Genomic DNA, 24,546 nt, shown 5'->3' with positions numbered 1-24,546 from the left:
TATGGAACTGATTAACTTCTAATATTTTATATTATATCCAAAAACTTCAACGTTGAAACTTTAAATTTTGAGAATTTAATTATTTATTGAGTTAAATTATATATAAAAGAAATAAATATTATAGTGGGCAAGGAGTAATAAAAATTGAAATTTAAAATAAAAAAAGGAGTGTAAGTTGATGAGACTTACACTCTAAAAAATTATATACTTTGATTATTGATTATTAAACTGTCTGATGTAAGAATTTAGACTCTATAATTAGCACATTTTTCCGTGGAATGTTCTGTTTATAACGTCCATTTGTTGTTCTCTAGTTAACTTGATGAAGTTTACAGCGTATCCTGAAACTCTTATAGTTAATTGAGGGTATTGCTCTGGATGTTCCATAGCATCTTCTAAAGTTGCTCTATCAAATACGTTAACGTTTAAGTGATGAGCTCCATCTCCGAAGTATCCATCCATCATTGCTGATAGGTTGTTAACTCTTTCAGACATATCTTTTCCTAAAGCACCTGGTACTATAGAGAATGTGTTAGATATACCATCTTGAGAATGTTCGTATGGTAATTTAGCAACAGAAGCTAATGAAGCTAATGCACCACTGTTGTCTCTTCCATGCATAGGGTTAGCACCTGGAGCAAATGGTTGTCCAGCTCTTCTTCCGTCTGGAGTATTACCAGTTTTCTTACCGTAAACAACATTTGAAGTTATTGTAAGTATTGATTGAGTATGGTAAGAATCTCTATAAGTTTTGTTCTTTCTTATTTTGTTCATGAAGCTTTCAACTAATTCACAAGCAATAGAGTCAACTCTATCATCGTTGTTTCCGTACATTGGGTATTCGCCTTCTATTTCGAAGTCAACAGCTATACCTTGTTCGTTTCTTATAGTCTTAACTTTAGCATGCTTTATAGCAGATAATGAATCAGCACATACTGATAAACCAGCTATACCACAAGCCATAGTTCTGAATACATCTCTATCATGTAAAGCCATTTCTAATGCTTCATAAGAATACTTATCATGCATGTAGTGGATTACGTTTAATGTATTTACATATAAGTTTGCTAACCAATCAGTGAATGGTTCAAATCTTGCCATTACTTCATCATAATCTAAGTATTCTGAAGTTATTGGTTCGAATCTTGGTCCAACTTGAGCTAATGATTTTTCATCAACCCCACCGTTTATAGCGTATAATAAAGTTTTAGCTAAGTTTACTCTAGCTCCGAAGAATTGCATTTGCTTACCTATCTTCATTGCAGAAACACAACAAGCTATACCGTAGTCATCTCCCCAGTAAGATCTCATTAAATCGTCGTTCTCATATTGAACAGAACTTGTATCTATAGATACTTTTGAACAGAAATCTTTGAATCCTTTTGGTAATTGAGTAGACCATAAAACTGTTAAGTTTGGTTCTGGTGATGCTCCAAGAGTATAAAGAGTGTTTAAAACTCTGAATGAGTTCTTTGTTACTAATGTTCTACCATCAACACCCATACCACCGATTGATTCAGTTACCCAAGTTGGATCTCCAGAGAATAAATCGTTGTACTCAGAAGTTCTTAAGAACTTAACCATTCTTAATTTCATTATGAAGTGATCCATTATTTCTTGTACTTCTTCTTCAGTTATAGTTCCAGCAGCTAAATCTCTTTCGAAGTATACATCTAAGAAAGTAGAAGTTCTACCTAATGACATTGCAGCTCCGTTTTGATCTTTTATAGCTCCTAAGTATCCGAAGTATAACCATTGTACAGCTTCTTTAGAGTTAGTAGCAGGCTTAGATATATCGAATCCGTAAGTCATAGCCATGTTCTTTAATTCTTGTAAAGCTTTTATTTGATCAGATATTTCTTCTCTTGATCTTATAACAGCTTCATCCATAGTACAAACGTCTAAAGTATCTTTTTGATGATTTTTATCTTGTATTAATTTATCAACACCATATAACGCAACTCTTCTGTAATCTCCTATTATTCTACCTCTACCGTAAGCATCAGGTAATCCAGTTACTATACCAGATTTTCTAACAGCTCTCATTTCAGCAGTATAAGCATCGAATACACCTTGGTTATGTGTTTTTCTATATTTAGAGAATATTTCACTTATCTCAGGATTTAATTCATATCCATAAGACTTACAAGAACTTTCAACCATTTTTATACCACCAAATGGCATAACAGCTCTTTTTAATGGAGCGTCAGTTTGGAAACCAACAACAGTTTCTAAATCTTTATCTAAGTAACCTGCTCCGTAAGCATTTATTAGAGATACAGTATTAACATCAACGTCTAAAGTTCCGCCATTATCTCTTTCTTGCTTGAATAAAACCATAGCTTTATCCCATAATTTTTTAGTATTTTCAGTAGCTCCAGCTAAGAAAGAATCATTTCCTTCGTATGGAGTGTAGTTTGCTTGGATGAACCCTCTAACATCTATTTCTTTAGTCCATCTACCTTCTTTAAATCCTTGCCATGCATTCATTTGAATAGCCTCCTTAGTTAAGTCAGGTTTAAATTTTATTTGTAAAATTAATGTTATATATATAAAATCTAGCTAGATATTTTTTAAACAAGACCATCATATCATAAAGTTAGTATTTTGTATACAATATTTGTTTAAAAATTTGTCGATTTTAAGAGAATTAACTTTTATCTTAACGTCTTATATTTATATAGATACCCCCTCACTATATGCTTAAACAAAAACACAATAAATTTTTAATGTAAAACTAAAAAAACCTATAGCATATATATATAAATTTTGAATATCTATTTATATATAGGGGGGGGGATTTTATGTTCATTATAGTATTACTGTTTTTGATGGGTTTTATACTAATTACCAAGGGAGCAGATATATTTATAAACTACACAGTAATAATAGGAAAGAAAACTAATATATCTGAATTGATGCTTGGAGCTACAATAGTAAGTTTTGCAACAACATTACCGGAGTTAACAGTATCTTTATTTGCATCGATAGATGGTCATACAACTATAAGTTTAGGTAATGCGATAGGTTCAATTATTTGTAACACCGGTCTGGTTTTAGGACTAGTAGCATTTATAAGTCCATTTAAAGTAGATAAAAAAATGTTTTTCTCAAAGTCTACTTTACTCATGATATCAGTAATAACGATGATATTATTAGGATTAGATGGAAATATAAATCGAAAAGATGGAATTATACTTTTAGTAATGTTAGGTATATATATGTATACCAATTATAAGAGTGTTGCAGATGATAATAAGGAAAATAATAAAGCAATGAGAAATAAAAAGAATAATGCATTTGTAGAAGGATTAAAAATAGGTATGTTCTTTATAACTGGGCTGGCGATGATGGTAATAGGATCAAAACTACTTGTAGACAATGGAGTTAAGATAGCACAGGTTTTAGGAATACCACAAGGAGTAATTAGCCTTACAGTTATCGCCCTTGGAACATCTTTACCAGAATTGGTTTCAGCTATAACAGCAATAAAGAAAAAACATCATGCAATATCAGTAGGAAATGTTTTAGGTGCTAACATATTAAATATAGTTTCTGTAATTGGAATTTCAGCCATACCAAATAATATACCTATATTATCACAGACAATGAAAGTGGATTTTCCATTTATGATATTATTATTACTTACATTAATATTGCCTACTATTAAAAAGAATAGACTATATAGATGGCAAGGACTATTAATGCTTACAATATATTTTACATATATAGCAACACTATCTTTAATGTATATTGATTTATAAAATCAAGATTAAGTTTATATCGTCGTGAATATTATACATATTTGAGGGGTAAAATACTAATTGCATATTACCTAAAAATATTATATAATGGATAGATCAAGGAAAATTTGATACGGAAAGGAAACAATATATGAACACAATAAAATTTGAAGATTTACCAATTAACGACGATATAAAAAGAGCAGTAATAGAAATGGGATTCGAAGAACCATCTCCTATACAAGCACAGTCTATACCTGTGATTTTATCAGGAAAAGATGTTATAGGACAAGCTCAAACAGGAACGGGAAAAACAGCTGCATTTAGTATACCAATACTAGAAATGGTAGACCAAAATGATAAAAGCTTACAAGCAATAGTACTTTGTCCAACTAGAGAACTTGCTATACAAGTTTCTTCTGAGATAAAGAAAATAGGTAAATATATGCACGGAGTAAGAACTTTACCTGTTTACGGTGGACAACCAATAGATAGACAAATAAAATCATTAAAGAGTGGAGTTCAAGTTGTAATAGGTACTCCAGGACGTGTAATAGACCATATAAACCGTAAAACATTAAAGTTAGATAAAGTAAAAATGGTTATATTAGATGAAGCAGATGAAATGTTAGACATGGGATTCAGGGAAGATATAGAGATGATATTAAGTAAGACTCCAGAAGAAAGACAAACTACTTTCTTCTCAGCTACAATGGCTAAGGGGATACTAGATTTAACTAGAAAATATCAAAATGACCCAGAACATATAAAAGTTGTTAGACAAGAACTTACAGTTCCTAACATAAAGCAATATTATATAGAAACTAGATCATCTAATAAATTAGAAGTATTATGTAGATTAGTAGATGTTTATAACCCTAAATTGTCTGTTGTTTTCTGTAACACAAAAAGATTAGCAGATGAATTAGTTAGTGATTTACAAGCTAGAGGATACTTTGCAGATGCATTACACGGGGATTTAAAGCAAACTCAAAGAGATATAGTTATGGATAAATTCAGAAACGGAACAATAGATATATTAGTAGCTACAGACGTTGCAGCTAGAGGTATAGATGTTGATGATGTTGAGGCAGTATTTAACTATGATTTACCACAAGATGAAGAGTACTATGTACACAGAATCGGTAGAACTGGTAGAGCTGGTAGACACGGTATGTCATTTACTTTCGTATTTGGTAAAGATATGAGAAAAATGAGAGATATAGAAAGATATACTAAGAGTAAATTAGCTAAACATGAAATACCTTCAATAGCAGATGTTGAAGAAAAGAAAGTTAATGCATTCTTTAGCCAAGTTAAAGAGGTTATAGAAGCTGGACACTTAACAAAGCAATTACAATGGATAGAAAGCTTATGTGCTGATTCTGAAGCGGATTATAGTACAGTAGATATAGCTGCTGCACTTTTAAAATTAGCTTTAGGTGAAGATAAGAAAGAAATAGTTGAAGAAAAGCCAAGAGAGCGTAGAGAACGTAGTGACCGTGGAGAACGTGGTGAGCGTAGAGAACGTAGAGGAACTACAGGTGCTCAAGAAGGAATGGTTAGACTATTTATAAATGTAGGTAGAAATCAAAGAGTTCAAGCTAAGGATATCGTGGGTTCTATAGCTGGTGAAGTTGGAATACCAGGTAAATTAGTTGGATCAATAGATATATATGATAAATATACTTTTGTTGAAGTTCCTAAGGAAAATGCAAAAGCAGTTATAGAAAAAATGAAAGATATACAAATAAAAGGTAATAGAATAAACATAGAACAAGCTAACAAGAAAAAGAACTAATTAATAAAAAGGTATGATTAATTTTAATCATGCCTTTTTTGCGTTAAAAATAATATAGTCTTTACAAAAAATTAAGTTAAAATTAATATAAGAGTAATAATTATACGTAGGAGGTGGAACTTACATGAAAAAATTAAGTCATGGATGTACATTAGACTGTTTTGACGCCTGTAAATTCAATGTATATGTAGAAGAGGGTAACGTATTAAAAATAGAAGGTGATAAGAATCACGCATATACTAAAGGTTTTATATGTAAAAAGGGAAAAGCTCACTTAGATAGATTAAATCATAAGGATAGAATATACACTCCACTCTTAAAAATTAATGGTGAGTGGCATGAAATTAGTTTTGAAAAAGCTATAGAAATAATATCGAAGAAATTAAATTATTATAAAGAAAAATACTCAACAAAATCGATCATGTATTATGAACAATATGGTAATGGTTCTATCTTAAAAAGTATTGGAGAGATATTTTTCAACTTTTATGGAGGTGCAAGTGTTGCAAAAGGAGGACCTTGTTGGAGTGCGGGTATAAGAGCTCAAAAATATGATTTTGGGCATGTAAGAGCACACTCAATAGATGATATTTTAAATAGTAAAAATATATTTGTATGGGGTAAAAATCCATCTTATACAACTATACATACTATGCAAATGATAAATAAAGCAAAACAAAATGGAAGCAAATTGATAGTTATAGATCCTATATTTACTTCAACTGCAAAGGTAGCAGATAAATATGTAAGAATAAATCCAGGAACAGATGGTGCTCTAGCGTTAGCTATGGCTAAAGTAATAATTGATGAAAGTTTATATGATGTAGATTTTATAAGTTCTTACGTACTTGGATTTGAAGAATTTAGAAGTTATATTGATACTTTAGATTTAGAGTACTTAATAAGTGAGTGTGGGGTAGAAGAAACAGAAATAATAGAATTGGTAAAATTATATAGTGAAAAATATAGCACAATTTATATTGGATATGGAATGCAAAAATATAAAAATGGTGGAAATACAATAAGGTCAATAGATGCTCTAGCTGCAATTACAGGACAAATAGGATTTAGTGGAGGCGGAGTAAACTATGCAAATATGGTGTATCCAAAGGTATTGAACTTAGATCCTTACAATAGTGAAAAATATGCAAATAATAGAGCGTTTTATGTAAGTAAAATAAGTGGATTTATTAATAGTTCCTTGGATGAAAGAAAAGATGAAATACCTGTTAAAATGGCAGTTATAACAAAAAGTAACTTATTAAATCAATTAGCTGATCTTAGTGAATTAGAAAAGGCTATATCGAAAATAGAGTTTAAAGTATGCTTTGATATGTTCATGACAGACACAGCTAAGGCCTGTGATTTATTTATACCATGTACAAATACACTAGAGAGTGAAGATATTATTTTTAGTTCTATGACTAATCCATATATAACTTATAATGAAAAGGCTGTAGAACCTAAAAATAAACTAATGGATGAATATTATTTCTTTAGAGAATTAGCAACTAACATGGAATTAAAACAATATCCGAAAGTATCAAAAGTTGAATATTTAGCAAAAGTAGTAGAACCTTTAAATAAATATGGTATAGATTTAGAAAAAATTAAAAATGACTATGTTACAATACATAATACTATAGCATGGGAAGATAAAGAATTTGAAACTTTATCTAAAAAATATGAATTATATTCAAAACAAGCTAAAACAGATGGATTAAGTGGAACACCTATATACATAAGCTCAAAAAAAGAGAATAAGTTTAGACTATTGACTAATCATGCTAGAGATGCAATAGCTAGTCAACATATTATGGATAAAAAAGGAATGTCACAAGCATATATTAATGAAAATATGGCAATAAACTTAAATATAGAGAATAATGAGGTTGTAAACCTGAAATCTAAAAATAATATAATAAGCGTAGAAATGAATATCGATAATAATGTAAGCGACTATATTGTAAAGATGTATGCAGGATGGTGGAAAAAACATGGTAATCCAAATTTCATAACAAACAGTGGAATATCTGATATGGGTGGTCAAGTTACTTATAATGAAACTTTCGTAGACATAATAAAACAAAAGTAGTTAAAATTCATTGAAGGATAAAGTAGTGAGTTAAGAGAAGTTATAACTTAAGAAGTTAATACTTTTGAAGATAGTAAGGGGGCAGACTAATGATAAAATATTCTTTAGACCAAAAAAATCTATTAATAGAATTTATGTCTACAGAACTAGATCACCATATAACTAATGAAGTCAGAGATGAAATAGATAATATACTAATTTCAAAGTCAGTTAGAAATATAATATTTGATTTTAAAAATATCAATTTCATGGATTCATCAGGTATAGGTGTAATTATAGGACGATATAAAAAAATTTCCAATGATGGTGGAAAAGTATCAGTAGTAAACGTAAATGCAAGAGTTAAAAAGATCTTTGACTTATCAGGGATGAACAAGATAATAGGCATTTATGATACATATGAAGAAGTAGTAAGTTCTTTGTAAGGGGGATATATTATGAGTAATATTATGGAAGTGAAATTTTCTGCCAAGTCTGAAAATGAAAGTTTAGCAAGAGTTATAGTCGCATCTTTTGCTGCAAAACTAGATCCAACACTAGATGAATTAGCAGATGTAAAAACTGCAGTATCAGAAGCGGTAACTAATGCTATCATACATGGATATGATGAAGATGAATCTAAATTTGTATATTTAAGATGTGAGATAGAAGAAAATGAAATAAAGATTGTAGTAGAAGATAGAGGTAATGGTATAGAAGATATTCAAATGGCTATGGAACCACTTTACACATCGAAGCCAGAACTTGAAAGATCAGGTATGGGATTCACTGTGATGGAAAGTTTTATGGATGGTGTAGCGGTAAGTTCAATAAAAAATGATGGAACTAAAATTGTTATGACAAAAAAAATAAACTTACCTAAATAAAGTCCAAAAAGAATAGAGGTTTTATTATGGGGATAACTGCAACAAAACAAGAAAAAAGAGTATTACTTAGCCATGAAGAGACATTACGATTAATAGATAAAGTTCAACACGGAGAGGAAGAGGCTAAGGAAATTTTAATAGCTAATAATTTAGGTTTAGTTAGAAGTGTTGTTACAAAGTTTTTAAATATAGGTTATGATAGGGATGATTTATTCCAATTAGGATCAATAGGACTTATGAAAGCTATATATAAATTTGATCCTAAGTTTAATGTTAAATTTTCAACTTATGCTGTACCTATGATTTTAGGTGAAATAAAAAGATATTTAAGAGATGATGGTATGGTTAAGGTTTCAAGATCTCTTAAGCAAATAGCTATAAAAGCTAAAATACAAAGTGAAGTATTAACTAAAAAACTAGGAAGAGACCCAAGTATAGAAGAAATAGCAAAAGAACTAGATGTAGAAAAAGAAGACTTAGTAATAGCTATGGAATCTAATTTTTCAGTAGAATACTTACATAGTGTAATTCATGAAGAAGAGGGTAACCCAATATGCTTAATAGATAAGATAAGCATGAAAGGCGAAAGTGAAGAAGAAAAAGTAATTGATAATCTTTTACTTAAAGAAGTATTGGGAAAACTAGAAAAAAGAGAAAGACAAATTATAATGCTTAGATACTTTGAGGATAAAACGCAAAGTGAAATTGGAGAGTTACTCAATATTTCACAAGTACAGGTATCTAGGATAGAAAAGAAAGTATTATCAAAATTAAAATCATATATTAGCTAGATTTTAAATTATAAACAATATTTAAAATCCTAATGAATTAAAAAATAAATCACTAACTTATATAGATAATCCTATATAAATTAGGGGTTTATTTTTTTTTATTAAGCAAATAATAAGAAACAAGGAGGTATTATGAATGGAATATATTTACTTAACATCTAAAGTTATAAAACCTTTTAATACAAAGAAATCAATTGTTTATTTAGAAGACATTTATGCTGTATATCCTAAAGAATATGCAAGTAAAATAAATAATATTTGTCTAAGAGAGTACCAGAATAATACTTCTAATTATGATGTAATACATTTAGGTGAGGTTATAGAAGCTGTTAATGAAAAATTCCCAGACCTACATCTTGATTTTTTAAAACCAGATGATATTATAATATTCTTTGATAATTATAAAAAAGATAAAACAAAATATATAAGAGTATTTATAGTATCCATAGTAGTGTTAATGGGTTCTATAATGGGAATAATGAACTTTCATGCAGATGTTAATATGGCCCAATCTCAATTTATGATGGTAAATGCAATAACAAAAAATGCAAAATCAGACATGCCTTATTTTCAGTTGCCTTATTCTATAGGAATTGGTATTGGTGTAGCTCTATTTTTTAATAAATTCATACCTACATACTCAAAGGGAGAACCTAGCCCATTGGATTTGAAGATGGTTTCTTTGAATAAAGAAATTGAAGATCAATTAAGAAAAAGGCTATGAGGTATTGTGTGAAAGGATTTTTGATTTTATTTGGATTATCATCAGGCATAATGGTTGGAGCTGGTGTAGTTGCCATATTAATATTAGTAGGAATTATACCTAGAATGGCACAAGTAAGTAAAACGAAACAGTATATAGGTCTTTATGAGGTATTACTTGTTATTGGTACATTATTAGGAGGCTTTATATCTATTCAAAATTTACATTTCAACATAGGTAAAATAGGTACAATAATATTTGGATTAGGTTATGGAGTATTTGTAGGGTTTTTAAGCTCTGGACTTACAGAAGTACTAGATTATATTCCAATAGTAACAAGAAGGCTTAAAATACCTATAATATGCTTAAAATATGTAATAGTATCTATGCTAATTGGAAAAGTAGTAGGTTCATTTATAGGATGGACAATAATTAAAGGAGGTTAAAAAGGTGGACAAAGATTATAAAAAATATGTAGATGAAATAAGTCCAAAACCTAAGTATTTAAAAAACTATACACTAGCATTTATAGTAGGAGGGCTTATTTGTGTAATAGGTCAAGGAATAAATGATTTATATATGAATATGGCAGGACTAGATAAGCTAGGAGCTGCAACTGCAACATCGATTACATTGATTTTTATAGGAGCTTTTCTTACAGGTTTAGGTGTGTATGATCTTATAGGTAAGAGGGCAGGTGCAGGTTCTATAATTCCTATAACGGGATTTGCAAACTCAATAGTATCTCCAGCAATGGAATATAAAAGAGAAGGTTATGTGCTTGGGGTAGCAGCAAACTTATTTAAAATAGCAGGCCCAGTATTAGTATATGGGATAGGTTCATCTATTTTATGTGGGTTTGTATATTATATTTTTACTCTTGTAAAATAAGGAGATGGAAGTGTGAAAAGTAAAAGAATAGGAACAAGAACCGTAAAGTTAGAGAATAAACCAACTATAATAGCTGCAGCTTCTGTTGTAGGGCCAAAGGAAGGTGAAGGCCCACTTAAGGACTACTTTGATTTGATTTTAACTGATGATTTATATGGAGAGAAATCATGGGAGTTAGCTGAAAGTAAAATGGTAGAGACTGCAATGAATAAAGCAGTAAAGAAAGCAGGCAAAAAACTAGAAGATGTTAATTACCTTTTAGGTGGAGATTTAATAAATCAATTACTTCCAGCTTCTTTTGCAGCTAGAGAACTAAGTATACCATTTTTTGGAATATACGGAGCCTGTTCTACAATGGCAGAGGGAATGTGTTTAAGTTCAATGCTTATAGATGGTGGTTTTGCAGATTTGATTTTATCAGGAACATCTAGTCACTATTGCACAGCAGAAAGACAGTTTAGATTCCCACTAGAATTAGGGAATCAAAAGCCTATGACAGCTCAATGGACAGTAACTGGAGCAGGGAGTGTGCTTATAGCACCTAATGGCAAAGGGCCAAAAGTAAAATATGTAACAGTAGGAAAAGTAATAGATAAAGGACTTGATGATGGTAATAATATGGGTGCAGCTATGGCTCCAGCAGCTATAGACACTATATATTCATATTTCAATGATACAAAAGATGATCCAAATAGCTTTGACTTAATAATAACTGGAGATTTAGGTAAGCTAGGAAAACAAATAACAGAAGATCTATTGAAACAAAAAGGAATTGATATATCGAAGGTTTATACTGACTGTGGTATCGAAATGTTTAATTTAGAGGAACAAGATGTACATTGTGGAGGAAGTGGATGTGGATGTTCAGCAACAGTATTTGCTGGATATGTCTACGATAAGTTAGTTAAAAAAGAATTTAATAAAGTTATGTTAGTATCAACAGGAGCATTGTTATCTCCTACAAGTACATTACAAAAACAAACAATCCCATGTGTTGCACATGCAGTGGTTATAGTTAATGAGGAGTGATTTAAAATGCTAATAGATTATATAAAAGTTTTCTTAGTTGGAGGAATAATTTGTTTAATTGCTCAGATTCTTATGGATTACTTTAAAATGCAGACTCCATATGTGATGGTTACATATGTAACTAGTGGAGTTATTTTAACCTTTTTAGGTGTTTATGAACCTATAGTTGAATTTGGAGGATCGGGTGCCACAGTTCCTATCATAGGGTTTGGATATTCTCTTGCAAAAGGAGTAATAAAAGCGATTGAGACTGATGGCTTTTTAGGAATATTTATAGGCGGAACAACAGCTACAGCAGGAGGGATAGCAGCAGCCATATTTTTTGGATATGTAATGGCAGTGGTATTCACGCCTAAAGCAAAACCATAAGATTAAATAAAGTACAAAAATTACATTTAAAAAGATATAAAAATACTAATTAGGATTATAAAGTTAAAGAAAGATTAAATAAAAAAAGCTAACTATTAATTAAAAATAGTTAGCTTTTTTATACTTATAATTATTGAGCTGTATCCCCAGCGGGAGGTGGAGTAGTTCCACCGCCGCCAGTATCAGGAGGTGGAGTAGCTCCGCCGCCACCAGTATCAGGAGGTGGAGTGGTTCCGCCGCCGCCAGTATCAGGAGGTGGAGTGGTTCCGCCGCCACCAGTATCAGGAGGTGGAGTAGTTCCGCCGACACCAGTATCAGGAGGTGGAGTAGCTCCATCTCCTGTATCAGGAGTACTTGGAACTTCCTCTTCTTTTGTTTTTTGTGGAGCAGATGGTTGTGAAGAATATCTATCTGGAGCTGTTCCATCTATGAAAGCAGCACTAGAACCACCAGATGATCTTCCACCATCTATTAAATTAATTCTTGCAAAATATACATTATCAGGTTGTTTAAATTTAGTAACTGTTAAGTTTTCATGTACTTGTGTCATGACTTTAGACCATAATCGAGCAGCAGTTCCACTACCACCAGAAATGCTTCTACGAGCAATAGTCTCACCTGTATTAGGATTTTTTCTACCAGCATCATCCCCTATATAAGTTGCACCAACATAGTAAGGAGTGTAACCTACGAACCATACATCCAGAGCTTCATTAGTAGTACCAGTTTTACCAGCAACAGGCATTCCGTTAGAAATAGATGCCTTACCACCAAGACCTTCAGTTACAACTGCACTTAACATATCAGTAATAACATAAGCTACTTCAGGATCGACAACTTTATGTTCTTCGGGAGTATTTTTTACTATTAACTGTCTATCATAACTAGTTATAGTAGTAAACATTATTGGTTCAATATAAACACCACCATTAGCTAAAGTACCATAAGCAGATGCCATTTCAAGTGGAGATATACCTTTTGTCATACCTCCAAGTGTTAAAGAAGGGAATCTTCTGTCGTTGCTACCAGCATCGGCCGTTTTACTATCCACCACTGTTGATATACCAAAGTTCTTTAAGTAATCCATCATTACATCAATACACTCTTCATAATCACTACCTAACTTTTCAGCAGTTTTTATAGCTATTGTATTTGAAGAGTAAGCAAGTGCCTTACGTAAACTCATAGTTCCACTACCTGCAGTAGTAGTATTAGGATTCCATCTATTATTTTGATTAAACTTGTAACCACCCTTAGAATCACTAAGTGCTGTAGATTGAGTTATTTTTAAAGTATCTATAGCAGGAGTATAAACTGATAAAGGCTTAATAGTTGAACCAGGTTGTTGAGGTGTAGTAGCCCTATTTAAAGTTTTTCTTCCCGTAATATGTCTACCACCAACTAATGCTTTAATTTCACCAGTCCTATAGTCTAGAATTACCATTGAAGATTGAGGTTGACTCATTCCATCAGCACCCACGTGGTGACCAGGGAAGTTATTATTATTTTTATACTCTTCTTCTAAATCATCTTGCATTTTAGGATCTATAGTAGTATTTATTATTAATCCGCCATTATAAAACATATTATAAGCTTCATCTCTAGTGTTTCCTTGTGCAATTAAAGCATCTATAACATCATATTCTATAAGGTCTTCAACAGAAGAAGCTACTTTATCTGGAGACTTAGGAAGCTTTATTTCTATTTTTTCTGCAACAGCTTCATCAAATTCTGCTTGAGTTATAGATCCAACTTCTAACATTTTCCTTAAAACTGTTTCTTGTCTTTTCTTAGCATCAGGATTATTTGCAGCTTTTCTAACAACCATAACTCCTGATTGTAACTGTTTATATGTATCGTTACTAGGGATAAGATCCCAATCATTTAAATTTTCTACCATTTGTAGCTCTGTAGCAGTAGGATCATCAAGGCTATCATCAGGTGTATTTATAAAGAACAATAGTTTATTTTCTACATCTTTTTTAGTCTCATTTCCTTCTAATTTAGCGGTCATATAAGCTGAATATTTCGAAGGGTTTTTAGTTGACCCAGCAAGTAGTGCAGACTGAGCAAGTGTAAGTTCACTAGCAGATATATCAAAATATCCATGAGCACCAGCTTCAGCACCAGCAAGTCCTTTACCTACGAAGAAATTATTTAAATAAACTTCAAGTATCTCATCTTTAGTCAATGTTTTACTCATCTCATAAGCATAGTATATATCTTTAATCTTACGAGGTATACTTTGTTCTGTAGATGTTAATAACATTTTAGATACCTGCATAGGTATTGTACTACCACCCTGTTTATTACCAGCTAAAGTTCTAACTACAGATCTTAGTAAACCTTTAATATCAACACCGTTATGTTCATAGAAACGCTCATCTTCTATAGCAATAACAGCTTTTGCTAAGTAACTAGATATATTATCTAATGCGACAGGGCTTTTTTTGTTTATACTAGGTGCATTAGATAAAAGTTCACCTGTAGAATATCTAATCTCAGTTGTTTGATAAGTCTTTTCGTCTAGAAAAGCTTTAGTAACTGGTTCTACATTTTTTAGTGAAGCAAATACTAAACCTGTTCCCCCGGCGGTACCTACTACTAATAAAACTAGGAATAGTATACCTGTGACTCTAAGGAATTTAAATTTGTCATTTTTCTTGCTAGATTTAGAACGATTTATATTGGTTGGAGTAGAAGAACTAGATCTATTATTAGAAGAACTAGTCTTATTATTAGAAGAACTCACCGTTTTTCGTCTAATTTTATTTTTATTTTTATCGTTATCATTACTCATTAAGTCTAACCTCCTTACTTAATGCAATATTATACCACATATATATAAAATTTTCTAATCACATAATAAAAATGAATATAATGTAACACTTTATATATATGCTAAATAAAAAAAAATACTATATAAATGGAGAATATAAATGTTAAAACAAAATAAATATATTTATTTTAATCCTAAGAGATTATATATTATATACATATTGTGTAATCTCTTTATAATATAATAAGTATATAATATACTCCTTTGAATATTAAAATAAGAGTTTATTCTAATCCTATAGTGATTATTTTTATCTAATAATATAAAAAATATGTGATAGTTTGTTTATAGAAGATATTATTAGAAATATTAAATAAAAATAATATAATAAAAAATTTTTATTTTTATTAAAAAAGCAAATCCTTAATAGTTACTACATAAAATATTAAGGGGGAATTTATGAAAAAGAGAGGAATGGATTATAACGATAATAATTTTAATAAAATCATAGTTATATTCTCAATGATATTTGGGTTGTCTGTACTCATAGGCAGTTTTATATATGTAGATCATAGTCTAAGGCCAACGATAACTGTATTAGCAGAAACTAAGGCATTAGAACTTGCAAACAGATCTATAAATAAAGCTGTTGGAGAAATAGTTAAAGATAAAATAAATTATTCAGATTTAATGCATACAAAAATAGATTCTGAGGGAAAAATAACAATGATTCAAGCAAATACTATAATGATGAATAAAATAGCAGCTGATGTAGCCCTACAGATTCAAGAAGAATTAAAACAAGTAAAAACTACAACTTCATATATACCAATAGGAACAGCTTTAGGAAGTCCTATATTGGCTAAATATGGACCTCAATTAAAAGTATCAATACAACCTATCGGAACTGTATCTGTAGATTTTAAGACTGATTTTGAGTCTTCAGGTATCAATCAATCGAGACATAGAATTTACTTAGAAGCAAAAACTCAAGTAAAAGTAGTAATACCGCTTACTACATCAACTAAGGAAGTGAAAGTACAAATACCTATATGTGAAACTATAATTGTAGGAGATGTACCAAATAGTTATGTAAATATACCAGAAAAAGAAGTATTAAATGTACTACCCAGATCACAAATAAAGGATACAAAATAAATTTAGTCAGTTATGGCAATTGCCATAACTGACTTTTAATAACTATTAATTTGCCATCATCCATTGAATGAAAACTGCGTATCCTAGTGTAGGATCATTTTCAACAGCATGAGATATAGCACCTATTATTTTATTATCTTGAATTATAGGAGTTCCACTCATTCCTTGAACTATGCCACCAGTTTGTATTAATAAATTTTTATCTGTTATTTTAATTTTAAAAGTTTTTGATTGTGGAGACCTTTGCCTATTAATATCTACAATTTGTATATCAAATTTCTCACAATTAGATGAATTAGTTTGTAAAAGTATTTGTGCTTTACCTAATTTGATTTCATCTAAAGATGCTACTTTATACGATTTTAAATTAGAAGTATCAAAACCTACTATTTTACCTTTTATACCAAAGTCAGTATTAGTATTAAATCTACCAATAACATCTTTTCTTTTAGCACTTATAGATCCAACATTGCCATTACATGATTTTTGTATATTTAAATCTGTAGTTGTAGAAATATGACCATTTTTTATTGGTATTTTTTTAGAAGTACCAACACTTATAGGATGTGCAACAGCACCAAACTCACTTGTATCTGGATTTATATAAGTTAAAGTAGCAAACCCACATAATAAGTTATTAAAATTAACTTTTTCTAAATCTTCTTTATTAGTACTTATTGTAAATTGGTGATTTCCTCGACCTACTAGAATTGATATTTTATCATCAATGGAGAATTTAGATAAGATATCACAAAACTCTCCATAGTTACTAATAGGTATACTATCAATACTTAATATAGCATCTCCTAAAGTAAAAGGTAATCCTTCGACAGAATTTCTTACTATTATATTATTTAACTCAGCATCAATCTGTAGCACATTACCAATAGGTATCAAATAATTTGAATCAGGTTTTTGATTAGACTGTGCATAAATTAAATCATTAGAGAAAAAATATAATAAAAATAAAAAAGATATAATTAAAATACATTTTAATTTTATTAAGTTTTGTCTTTTAGAATAAGATAGTTTTAAAATAGTAAAACACCTTCTTTCTGTCAATACTTAAATGATTTATCGGTGTTGTAATACTATTTTCTACAGTAATTTATTTTTGATGCTTGGAAAACTGAAACATTAAAACCGTAGTTTACATAAAGGAATAATTAATAAATTACTTAGAAATATAAGACTATAATATACAAACAAAATATGAAAATATAAAAATATCATAGGTTCAATCAAAAACAATAATATTTTTATATTAAATATGATACATAGAAAAGTTTATAAATGGAAAGTATGTAAAAAAAATAAAAACACTTAATTAATAGAGTTATTAATTAAGTGTTTTATTTTGTTTCAATTATTATAATTATATCTTATAAATATATCGTAATAAAGGACGTATATAAATATATATGTGAATTTTAGAAAATAAAAATTTTAGAAAATAAGAATTATAGTAACAAAATTAAATAAAAATATAAATATTGGAAATAATATAAAAAGGATTTAATAACAAAATTCTATTCTAAAATATAAAATAAAGTTTTATTGAAATATTTTGCGATTTTAAAAAGTTATTTACTATGAAAGGGGCATGGATATGAAAAAATATAGGCTATTAGTTACAGTTATAATTGCTATGGGAATAATACTTATAGGCACTACAAATCCAGTTACAAATATTTATAAAAGTACTAATTTAATTAATAAAGCAATTAATAAAAATAAGAACAATACAGAAGATGATAAAAGTTTATTAATATGCATAGATCCAGGGCATCAAGAAAAGGGAGATAGTAATCCAGAAGCTGTAGCACCAGGTTCATCACAAACTAAGGCAAGAGTGTCGTCAGGCGCTACAGGAGTAGCAACTAAAAAACCAGAATATATATTAAATTTAGAAGCATCTATAGTTTTAAAACATATATTAGAAGGTAAGGGATATCGTGTTGTTATGACTAGAGAAACTAATGATGTAAACATAAGTAATGCAGAAAGAGCTAGACTTGCAAATGAAAAAAATGCAGATATGGTTATAAGGATACATGCAGACAGCTTAGGTAACTCATCAAAAACAGGAGCATCAGTATTAGTACCAGCTAAGGGCAGTAAATATACATCTAATATATATGAAAAAAGTAATAAGTGCGCTCAATATGTTCAAGAGCAAATGAAAAAGTCAGGAATAGAAATTAATGGAATATTTGAAAGAGGAGATTTGACAGGGTTTAATTGGTCTAAAGTACCTGTGATTTTAGTAGAAATGGGATTTTTAAGTAACTATAATGAAGATCAAATGATGTCTAATCCTGATTATCAAAGAAAATTAATGCAAAGTATTGCAGATGGAGTAGAGCAGTATTTTATAGATCCAACAGCTAAAAAGAGCAATGAGAATGGCTTGTAGGTTGTAGCTGATAGGAATGAATCAGATTTTTATGACTAAATAAATTAGGTGATGACAATGAAAAAAAAACTAGAGAGTGCCTATGCAACAGCATTAGCAAGCACATTTAAAGCAGTAAATCCAATAAAAAAAAGTATAATTAAGACAACTTGTGAAGTGCACTTATTTATCCAAGCAAATTCAATAGACATATTAAAAAATGAAGGATACGAGAAGGAATATAAGTTGTTTAAGGAATATCTACCACAAATTAATCAGGGTTTAGTTTGGGCAGATCAAGATTTTAAATCATATCACCACTTTTATAATCCTAAAGAGGGTAAAGGTAAATATGGATATGATGATAATGCAATGACAGTAGCTAAAAGTTATTACAATAAAGCATTGAAATATTATGTAATGGATAATTATGAAAGAAGTATGTTTTTCTTTGGAGCAGCATGTCATATAATACAAGATTTAACAATTCCACAGCATGCTAAGGGAAGATTATTAGATAATCATAGACAGTTTGAAGTTTACGTAAAGTCAAATTATAGAAAAATAAAAAGATTTAAATCACATGAAAAACCGGTAATACTAAATAGTATAGAAGAGTATGCAGACTATAATTCTATGCATGCGCTTAGCATAGATTATATGTATAGAAATATAACAGATTTAAATACTAAGTTTTATTTAACTGCAGTTAAGAGTATCACACTATCCCAAAAAACTACCGCTGGTTGTATGATAATGTTCTTTGAAGATTTGATGTATATATAAGAAGGGTATATATTTTTTATAGCACATAGGAAATTATATTCATTTTAAAATTTTGTATACGTGCTTCAAAAAAGATTTCATTATAAATGTTCAAATGAAGTCTTTTTAATAATATTTACAGTAATGATTTACTATTTATATAAGTAAAATTAGAAAATAGATGTATTATAAGTTCATTAATACATGTATAATCTGATTTTATTTTTTTGTATATCAGAGTTCTATGATTCATATTTACTATATAAATTATAGATATAATTTGTAAAAAGTAAAATATATAATAATAAACTTAAGAAGTGTTGTCCACTATACTTGATTTAAGTTAAAAAAGAATATATTATAATATAGAATATACAGACAATAAAAATTAACAAAGAGGTGGAAGAATGCTAGTAGTAGAAAATGTAAGTCATGGTTTCGGATCGAGAACTATACTAGAAAATGTTTCATTTAGACTTAGAAAAGGTGAACATATAGCATTAGTTGGTGCTAATGGAGAAGGGAAATCAAGTTTTTTAAATATAATAACAAAAAAGCTTATGCCGGATGCTGGTAATATAAATTGGTCATCAAGAGCTACTGTAGGTTATTTAGATCAACATACAGTACTTAGTAAAGGAAATACTATAAGAGACATATTAAGAGAAGCATTTAAATCAATGTTCGACTTAGAACAAGAAATGATAGGTATGTATGATAAAATGGGTGAAGCTAATGATGATGAAATGACAAAATTATTAGAAGAAACTGCAGAAATACAAACTATATTAGAAAATAGTGGATTCTATATGATAGATGCTAAAATCCAAGAAGTTGCAAATGGATTGGGATTAGGAGAAATAGGATTAGACAAAGATGTAACTGATTTAAGTGGGGGTCAAAGAACTAAAGTACTTTTAACTAAATTATTACTTGAAAATCCTACGATATTAATATTAGATGAGCCTACAAACTACTTAGATGAAGATCATATAAACTGGTTAACAAGATATCTTCAAGAGTATGAAAATAGTTTCATATTAGTATCTCATGATATAGACTTTATAAACAATACATGTAATGTAATTTATCATATGGAAAATGGAGAATTAAATAGATACAAAGGAAATTATGATGAGTTTGTAAGACTTAATGAAATAAAGAAACGTCAAGAAGAACAAGCTTATGATAGACAAGTTGAAGAAAGAAAGAGACTAGAAGACTTTGTAGCTAGAAATAAAGCTAGAGTTGCTACTCGTGGTATGGCTAATAGTAGACAAAAGCAATTAGATAAAATGGAAGTATTAGAAAAACCAAAAGAAAAGATAAAGCCTACGTTTGGATTTAAAGAAGCTAGAGTACCAAGTAGATTTGTATTTGAAAGTGAAAGCTTAATATTAGGATACGATGAAGCTTTAACTAAGCCTCTTAACTTTACGTTAGAAAGAAATAAGAAAGTTGCATTAAAGGGTATGAATGGTGTAGGTAAATCTACATTACTTAGAACTTTACTTGGAATAATAAAGCCTTTTGATGGAGAAGTTAAATTAGGTGATTATTTAGAAGTTGGATACTTTGAACAAGAAAGCTCAAGAGAAAACTACAACACTCCTATGGAGGAAGTATGGGCTGAATTCCCAGGTCTTACAAACTTTGAGGTAAGACAATACCTTGCAAAGTGTGGATTAACTAATGAACATATAACTAGCCAAATGAGAGTTTTAAGTGGAGGAGAAGCAGCTAAGGTAAGGTTATGTAAGATTATGCTAAAGAGTATAAATTTACTAGTACTAGATGAACCGACAAACCACTTAGACGTAGAAGCTAAAGATGAGTTAAAGAAAGCTATAAGAGAATTCAAAGGAACAGTTCTTTTAGTTTGCCATGAACCTGAGTTCTATATGGACATAGTTGATGACGTTTGGAATATAGAAGATTTTACTACGAAGATAGTATAATCATAGGTAATAAAATAAATAATATATATAGAAATAAGTTGAAGAATTATTAAAAAATAAGTAGAAAAATCTAGGGGTACTGTATAGATGAAAAAAATTTTAAATATAATATTTTCGGTATGTTTTAGCATATTAATAATAATCGGAGTAATAAAATTTACTGTAGGATTTAAAGAAATTTATTACTATGATATAGGTAAGTTAAATATACCTGAATTATCAAATCTATCAGAAGAAGAAATAAGGTTAAACTATGATTACTTAATAGATTATAATTTAAGTAAAGATGAGGCTAATTTTGAAATGCCAACTATAAAATCATCACCTCAAGGAAAAATACACTTTGAAGAAGTTAGAGCTATTTTTCAAAATTTAAATAAATTATTTAATCTATGCTTTATTATCTCAATTATAGGTTTATTTATAAATATAAAAAATAAACAAATAGATTTTTTAAATACAACATGGAAAGCTTTAATCAGTATACCGATATTTTTAGCATTACCGATAATAATAAATTTTGAAGACAGTTTTGTGATTTTTCATAAATTGATGTTTAGCAATGATTATTGGATATTTGATCCAAGAATAGATCCTGTTATAACTATGCTGCCTGAACAATTTTTCTTTCATGCTGGACTTATGATAATAGTTCTTACATTACTATCTAGCGTGGTAATTTATAGTATATATAGATTGTTGAGAAAAAAAAGAGAGCAGTAATATGCTCTCTTTTTTAATATTATGCAAAGTGAATTTTAATCTCCTTTGTTGGTAATCTTAATAATATCTTGAAATTTACCCATAATATATTCATAGTTATTTTTATTATGAGGAAGCATACATTTAGAGCAGTCTTTAATGCCCTTTTCACTGTATTGAAAGTTTCCACCACAGTTTTTACCTAAAGCATATAAAGGGCAGTAGCAAAATAAACAATTAAAATCTTCAGGTTTATTAGTTTTATGACAAGGGAAATATTCACAAGTTTTGTGATTGAAGAATTTATAATTTTCACTCATATCATTTACCTCCTAATTTTATGAAACTAATATAATTATACTAAATATTTACATTAGTGGTATAATAAAAAAAATAGTGACGAAAGTATAGGCATAACATAAAAAATTTACATAGGTATTAAAAAATGAGGTGTTAATAATGGAAGAAAAAAGAGAAAGAGCATTGCTTGTAGGTCTTAATATAACATCTATAACAAGAAAAATTGATGATATAGACATAAATGAATCAATGGATGAATTAAAAGAACTAGCAAAAGCAGCAGGTGCTGAAGTAGTAGGAAGTTTAATTCAAAACAAGCAAACAAGAGATGCAGCATTTTATATAGGAAAAGGAAAAGTAGAAGAAATAAAAGCATACTGTGAATCGTTAGATGCTACGATGGTAGTTTTCAATGATGAATTATCAGGAGCACACATAAGAAATATAGAAGAAGTGGTAGGAATAAAAGTTATAGATAGAACTACTTTAATACTTGATATATTTGCTCAAAGGGCATTAACTAAGGAAGGGAAGCTTCAAGTCGAAATAGCTCAGTTGAAATATAGACTACCTAGGCTTTCTGGAATGCGTGGAGCAATGAGTAGAACTGGTGCGGGTATAGGTGCTAGAGGACCAGGAGAACAAAAGTTAGAAATAGATAAAAGACATATACTTAACAAAGCAGCAGATATTAGACGTGAACTTAAAGAGGTTAAAAAAATTAGAGAGACTCAAAGAGTTCAACGTTTAAAATCAAATATACCTATAGTTGCAATTGTAGGATATACAAATGCAGGAAAATCTACCTTATTAAATGAAATGATAAAAACACATAAAGATTATGAGAAAGAAAAAGAAGTATTAGCAAAAGATATGCTTTTCGCTACGTTAGATGTAACACTTAGAAAAGCACTTTTACCAAATAAAAAAGAATTCTTAGTAGTAGATACTGTTGGATTTGTTAGTAAGCTTCCTCATGATTTAGTAGAAGCATTTAAGGCAACGTTAGAAGAGGTTCATTATGCAGATTTAATTCTCCATGTAATAGATGCCACTAATAGTTGTTATGAGCTTCAAAAGAAAACTACAGAGACTGTGCTTAAAGAATTAGGCGCAAATGATAAAAAAACTATACTTGTTTATAATAAAATAGATAGATTAGAATTAGATATATACCCTAAAACTACTGAGGATACAATATATATATCAGCTAAAAAAGGTATAAATATGGATGAATTATTACAGCTTGTAGAAAATGCTATAATGGAAAATACATATCCAGTAACACTTTTATTACCCTATGAAAGAGGGGATATATTTAGTAGAGTTAAAGATAAATATAATGTAGCAAACTTTGAATATGTAGAAAATGGAATAATGCTTAATGTAAATTTAGCAGAAGAAGATTATAATATATATAAAGAGTATGTATTAGATAAGTAGGTAATAGTATGAATATAAGTTGGGATAATATAGACAACTTAGAAGATTATTACATAACATATCTTCTATACAAAGAATCAAAAACAGTATATCAAATCAGTAAAATAAGGAATATGTCAACTTCAGAAATCAATGATCAATTAATAATGGCTAAACTAGAAATAAAGGCAATGCTTAAAGATAAAGTAGAATTATCTAAAGATGTTATAGATAAATTTCTAGAATTAAATAAATCTGATAGGCTTGAATTTATGAATAGTTTAAATTCAGAAAGATTGCTAGATTTAAAGAGAAAACTTTACAAGAGAATACTTATTGAAAAAAATGCTGAAGATTTAATGATTTTAATTTGGGCAACAGGTGAATTAAAAGACGATAAGTTTTTAAATTTACTACACCCACTCACTAGCCATAGACACTCAGATGTAAGAAGAATAACTTACTCAGCGCTTAGAAAAATTGAATCACCAAGTAGTAGAGACTATTTGCAAAGAGGTCTTTATGATACAAATCCGCAAACTAGGCAGTACTGTGCAAAGGCACTTGCTAAGACAGGAAATAAAAATAGTTTGAGAATGTTAAGACAACTTAAAAGTAAAAAGCAATTTGAAAAAGATTATGTGTTAAGGGCTTATGAAGAAGCTATCGACATGTTAGAAAATTTAGATAAATAACATAACATAAACATAAAAATCTTAACATATAATTAACAAATTAACTATTTACCTATGGTGTATCTCCATAATTTAACATAAAAA

General features: G+C 29.4%; 22 protein-coding genes. 18 read left to right on the top strand and 4 right to left on the bottom strand.

Features of this window, described 5'->3' with window-relative positions:
- Positions 1–258: 258 nt before the first annotated feature.
- Positions 259–2,490, bottom strand: a complete 2,232-nt coding sequence (pflB, locus tag AC11VW_RS06125) for a formate C-acetyltransferase (RefSeq protein ID WP_484300517.1) — start codon at positions 2,488–2,490, stop codon at positions 259–261.
- 314 nt (positions 2,491–2,804) lie between these two features.
- Between pflB and AC11VW_RS06120 the strand changes: the two genes are divergently transcribed.
- The 11 genes from AC11VW_RS06120 (at position 2,805) to spoVAE (ending at position 12,288) form a co-directional block, all read left to right on the top strand.
- The gene (locus AC11VW_RS06120) at positions 2,805–3,764 is read left to right on the top strand and encodes a calcium/sodium antiporter (RefSeq protein WP_484300516.1); all 960 of its coding nucleotides are present in this window, start codon (positions 2,805–2,807) and stop codon (positions 3,762–3,764) included.
- Positions 3,765–3,894: 130 nt separating this feature from the next.
- Positions 3,895–5,544 carry a DEAD/DEAH box helicase gene (locus AC11VW_RS06115; protein ID WP_484300515.1) on the top strand — a complete coding sequence of 550 codons (1,650 nt, stop codon included), beginning with the start codon at positions 3,895–3,897 and terminating at the stop codon, positions 5,542–5,544.
- 124 nt (positions 5,545–5,668) lie between these two features.
- On the top strand, positions 5,669–7,639 hold the full coding sequence (locus AC11VW_RS06110; RefSeq protein WP_484300514.1) for a molybdopterin-dependent oxidoreductase: 1,971 nt from the start codon (positions 5,669–5,671) through the stop codon (positions 7,637–7,639).
- Positions 7,640–7,728: 89 nt separating this feature from the next.
- Positions 7,729–8,064, top strand: coding sequence for an anti-sigma F factor antagonist (gene spoIIAA / locus AC11VW_RS06105; RefSeq protein WP_484300513.1), 336 nt, complete (start codon positions 7,729–7,731; stop codon positions 8,062–8,064).
- A gap of 12 nt (positions 8,065–8,076) precedes the next feature.
- Positions 8,077–8,505 (top strand): anti-sigma F factor, encoded by a 429-nt coding sequence (gene spoIIAB / locus AC11VW_RS06100; RefSeq protein ID WP_484300512.1) that lies wholly within the window; start codon positions 8,077–8,079, stop codon positions 8,503–8,505.
- A 26-nt stretch (positions 8,506–8,531) separates the two neighbouring features.
- Positions 8,532–9,296 (top strand): SigF/SigG family RNA polymerase sporulation sigma factor, encoded by a 765-nt coding sequence (locus AC11VW_RS06095; RefSeq protein ID WP_484300511.1) that lies wholly within the window; start codon positions 8,532–8,534, stop codon positions 9,294–9,296.
- Positions 9,297–9,432: 136 nt separating this feature from the next.
- Complete coding sequence (locus tag AC11VW_RS06090) at positions 9,433–10,020, top strand: stage V sporulation protein AA (RefSeq protein WP_484300510.1); 588 nt, start codon at positions 9,433–9,435, stop codon at positions 10,018–10,020.
- 8 nt (positions 10,021–10,028) lie between these two features.
- Entirely contained in the window at positions 10,029–10,445 is a 417-nt protein-coding gene (locus tag AC11VW_RS06085; RefSeq protein ID WP_484300509.1) for a stage V sporulation protein AB, read from the top strand.
- A gap of 4 nt (positions 10,446–10,449) precedes the next feature.
- Positions 10,450–10,890, top strand: coding sequence for a stage V sporulation protein AC (spoVAC, locus tag AC11VW_RS06080; RefSeq protein ID WP_484300508.1), 441 nt, complete (start codon positions 10,450–10,452; stop codon positions 10,888–10,890).
- A 12-nt stretch (positions 10,891–10,902) separates the two neighbouring features.
- Positions 10,903–11,919 carry a stage V sporulation protein AD gene (spoVAD, locus tag AC11VW_RS06075; protein ID WP_484300507.1) on the top strand — a complete coding sequence of 339 codons (1,017 nt, stop codon included), beginning with the start codon at positions 10,903–10,905 and terminating at the stop codon, positions 11,917–11,919.
- A gap of 6 nt (positions 11,920–11,925) precedes the next feature.
- A complete protein-coding gene (gene spoVAE / locus AC11VW_RS06070; protein ID WP_484300506.1) occupies positions 11,926–12,288 on the top strand; it encodes a stage V sporulation protein AE in 363 nt (120 codons plus the stop codon).
- A gap of 130 nt (positions 12,289–12,418) precedes the next feature.
- Here spoVAE and AC11VW_RS06065 read toward each other — a convergent pair whose 3' ends face one another.
- Positions 12,419–15,088, bottom strand: coding sequence for a transglycosylase domain-containing protein (locus AC11VW_RS06065; RefSeq protein ID WP_484300505.1), 2,670 nt, complete (start codon positions 15,086–15,088; stop codon positions 12,419–12,421).
- 438 nt (positions 15,089–15,526) lie between these two features.
- On the opposite strand from AC11VW_RS06065, the gene yunB reads away from it, so the two are divergent.
- Positions 15,527–16,225: a sporulation protein YunB gene (yunB, locus tag AC11VW_RS06060; RefSeq protein WP_484300504.1), complete on the top strand. Its 699-nt coding sequence runs from the start codon at positions 15,527–15,529 to the stop codon at positions 16,223–16,225.
- Positions 16,226–16,270: 45 nt separating this feature from the next.
- Here the strand turns inward: yunB and AC11VW_RS06055 are convergent, their stop codons facing one another.
- A complete protein-coding gene (locus AC11VW_RS06055) occupies positions 16,271–17,104 on the bottom strand; it encodes a SpoIVB peptidase S55 domain-containing protein (protein WP_484300503.1) in 834 nt (277 codons plus the stop codon).
- A 730-nt stretch (positions 17,105–17,834) separates the two neighbouring features.
- On the opposite strand from AC11VW_RS06055, the gene AC11VW_RS06050 reads away from it, so the two are divergent.
- The 4 genes from AC11VW_RS06050 (at position 17,835) to AC11VW_RS06035 (ending at position 22,066) form a co-directional block, all read left to right on the top strand.
- Positions 17,835–18,641 carry an N-acetylmuramoyl-L-alanine amidase gene (locus AC11VW_RS06050; RefSeq protein WP_484300502.1) on the top strand — a complete coding sequence of 269 codons (807 nt, stop codon included), beginning with the start codon at positions 17,835–17,837 and terminating at the stop codon, positions 18,639–18,641.
- Positions 18,642–18,698: 57 nt separating this feature from the next.
- Entirely contained in the window at positions 18,699–19,406 is a 708-nt protein-coding gene (locus AC11VW_RS06045; protein WP_484300501.1) for a zinc dependent phospholipase C family protein, read from the top strand.
- Between the two features lie 386 nt (positions 19,407–19,792).
- Entirely contained in the window at positions 19,793–21,343 is a 1,551-nt protein-coding gene (locus tag AC11VW_RS06040; protein WP_484300500.1) for an ABC-F family ATP-binding cassette domain-containing protein, read from the top strand.
- A gap of 87 nt (positions 21,344–21,430) precedes the next feature.
- On the top strand, positions 21,431–22,066 hold the full coding sequence (locus AC11VW_RS06035) for a TIGR01906 family membrane protein (protein ID WP_484300499.1): 636 nt from the start codon (positions 21,431–21,433) through the stop codon (positions 22,064–22,066).
- Between the two features lie 35 nt (positions 22,067–22,101).
- Here the strand turns inward: AC11VW_RS06035 and AC11VW_RS06030 are convergent, their stop codons facing one another.
- On the bottom strand, positions 22,102–22,365 hold the full coding sequence (locus AC11VW_RS06030) for a cysteine-rich small domain-containing protein (RefSeq protein ID WP_484300498.1): 264 nt from the start codon (positions 22,363–22,365) through the stop codon (positions 22,102–22,104).
- 139 nt (positions 22,366–22,504) lie between these two features.
- Here AC11VW_RS06030 and hflX point away from each other — a divergent pair, with 139 nt between their 5' ends.
- Both hflX and AC11VW_RS06020 read left to right on the top strand, forming a co-directional pair.
- Positions 22,505–23,788: a GTPase HflX gene (gene hflX, locus AC11VW_RS06025; protein ID WP_484300497.1), complete on the top strand. Its 1,284-nt coding sequence runs from the start codon at positions 22,505–22,507 to the stop codon at positions 23,786–23,788.
- 8 nt (positions 23,789–23,796) lie between these two features.
- On the top strand, positions 23,797–24,462 hold the full coding sequence (locus AC11VW_RS06020) for a HEAT repeat domain-containing protein (protein ID WP_484300496.1): 666 nt from the start codon (positions 23,797–23,799) through the stop codon (positions 24,460–24,462).
- The last annotated feature ends 84 nt before the right edge of the window (positions 24,463–24,546 follow it).

The organism is Romboutsia sp. (genome assembly GCF_056995035.1).
This window is presented reverse-complemented; position numbering and strand designations above follow the sequence as displayed.

Bases quoted from the DNA above. Each gene is read 5' to 3' on its own strand.
- pflB (WP_484300517.1), bottom strand. From the start codon at position 2,490: ATGAATGCATGGCAAGGATTTAAAGAAGGTAGATGGACTAAAGAAATA.
- AC11VW_RS06120 (WP_484300516.1), top strand. From the start codon at position 2,805: ATGTTCATTATAGTATTACTGTTTTTGATGGGTTTTATACTAATTACC.
- AC11VW_RS06115 (WP_484300515.1), top strand. From the start codon at position 3,895: ATGAACACAATAAAATTTGAAGATTTACCAATTAACGACGATATAAAA.
- AC11VW_RS06110 (WP_484300514.1), top strand. From the start codon at position 5,669: ATGAAAAAATTAAGTCATGGATGTACATTAGACTGTTTTGACGCCTGT.
- spoIIAA (WP_484300513.1), top strand. From the start codon at position 7,729: ATGATAAAATATTCTTTAGACCAAAAAAATCTATTAATAGAATTTATG.
- spoIIAB (WP_484300512.1), top strand. From the start codon at position 8,077: ATGAGTAATATTATGGAAGTGAAATTTTCTGCCAAGTCTGAAAATGAA.
- AC11VW_RS06095 (WP_484300511.1), top strand. From the start codon at position 8,532: ATGGGGATAACTGCAACAAAACAAGAAAAAAGAGTATTACTTAGCCAT.
- AC11VW_RS06090 (WP_484300510.1), top strand. From the start codon at position 9,433: ATGGAATATATTTACTTAACATCTAAAGTTATAAAACCTTTTAATACA.
- spoVAE (WP_484300506.1), top strand. From the start codon at position 11,926: ATGCTAATAGATTATATAAAAGTTTTCTTAGTTGGAGGAATAATTTGT.
- AC11VW_RS06065 (WP_484300505.1), bottom strand. From the start codon at position 15,088: ATGAGTAATGATAACGATAAAAATAAAAATAAAATTAGACGAAAAACG.
- yunB (WP_484300504.1), top strand. From the start codon at position 15,527: ATGAAAAAGAGAGGAATGGATTATAACGATAATAATTTTAATAAAATC.
- AC11VW_RS06050 (WP_484300502.1), top strand. From the start codon at position 17,835: ATGAAAAAATATAGGCTATTAGTTACAGTTATAATTGCTATGGGAATA.
- AC11VW_RS06045 (WP_484300501.1), top strand. From the start codon at position 18,699: ATGAAAAAAAAACTAGAGAGTGCCTATGCAACAGCATTAGCAAGCACA.
- AC11VW_RS06040 (WP_484300500.1), top strand. From the start codon at position 19,793: ATGCTAGTAGTAGAAAATGTAAGTCATGGTTTCGGATCGAGAACTATA.
- AC11VW_RS06035 (WP_484300499.1), top strand. From the start codon at position 21,431: ATGAAAAAAATTTTAAATATAATATTTTCGGTATGTTTTAGCATATTA.
- AC11VW_RS06030 (WP_484300498.1), bottom strand. From the start codon at position 22,365: ATGAGTGAAAATTATAAATTCTTCAATCACAAAACTTGTGAATATTTC.
- hflX (WP_484300497.1), top strand. From the start codon at position 22,505: ATGGAAGAAAAAAGAGAAAGAGCATTGCTTGTAGGTCTTAATATAACA.
- AC11VW_RS06020 (WP_484300496.1), top strand. From the start codon at position 23,797: ATGAATATAAGTTGGGATAATATAGACAACTTAGAAGATTATTACATA.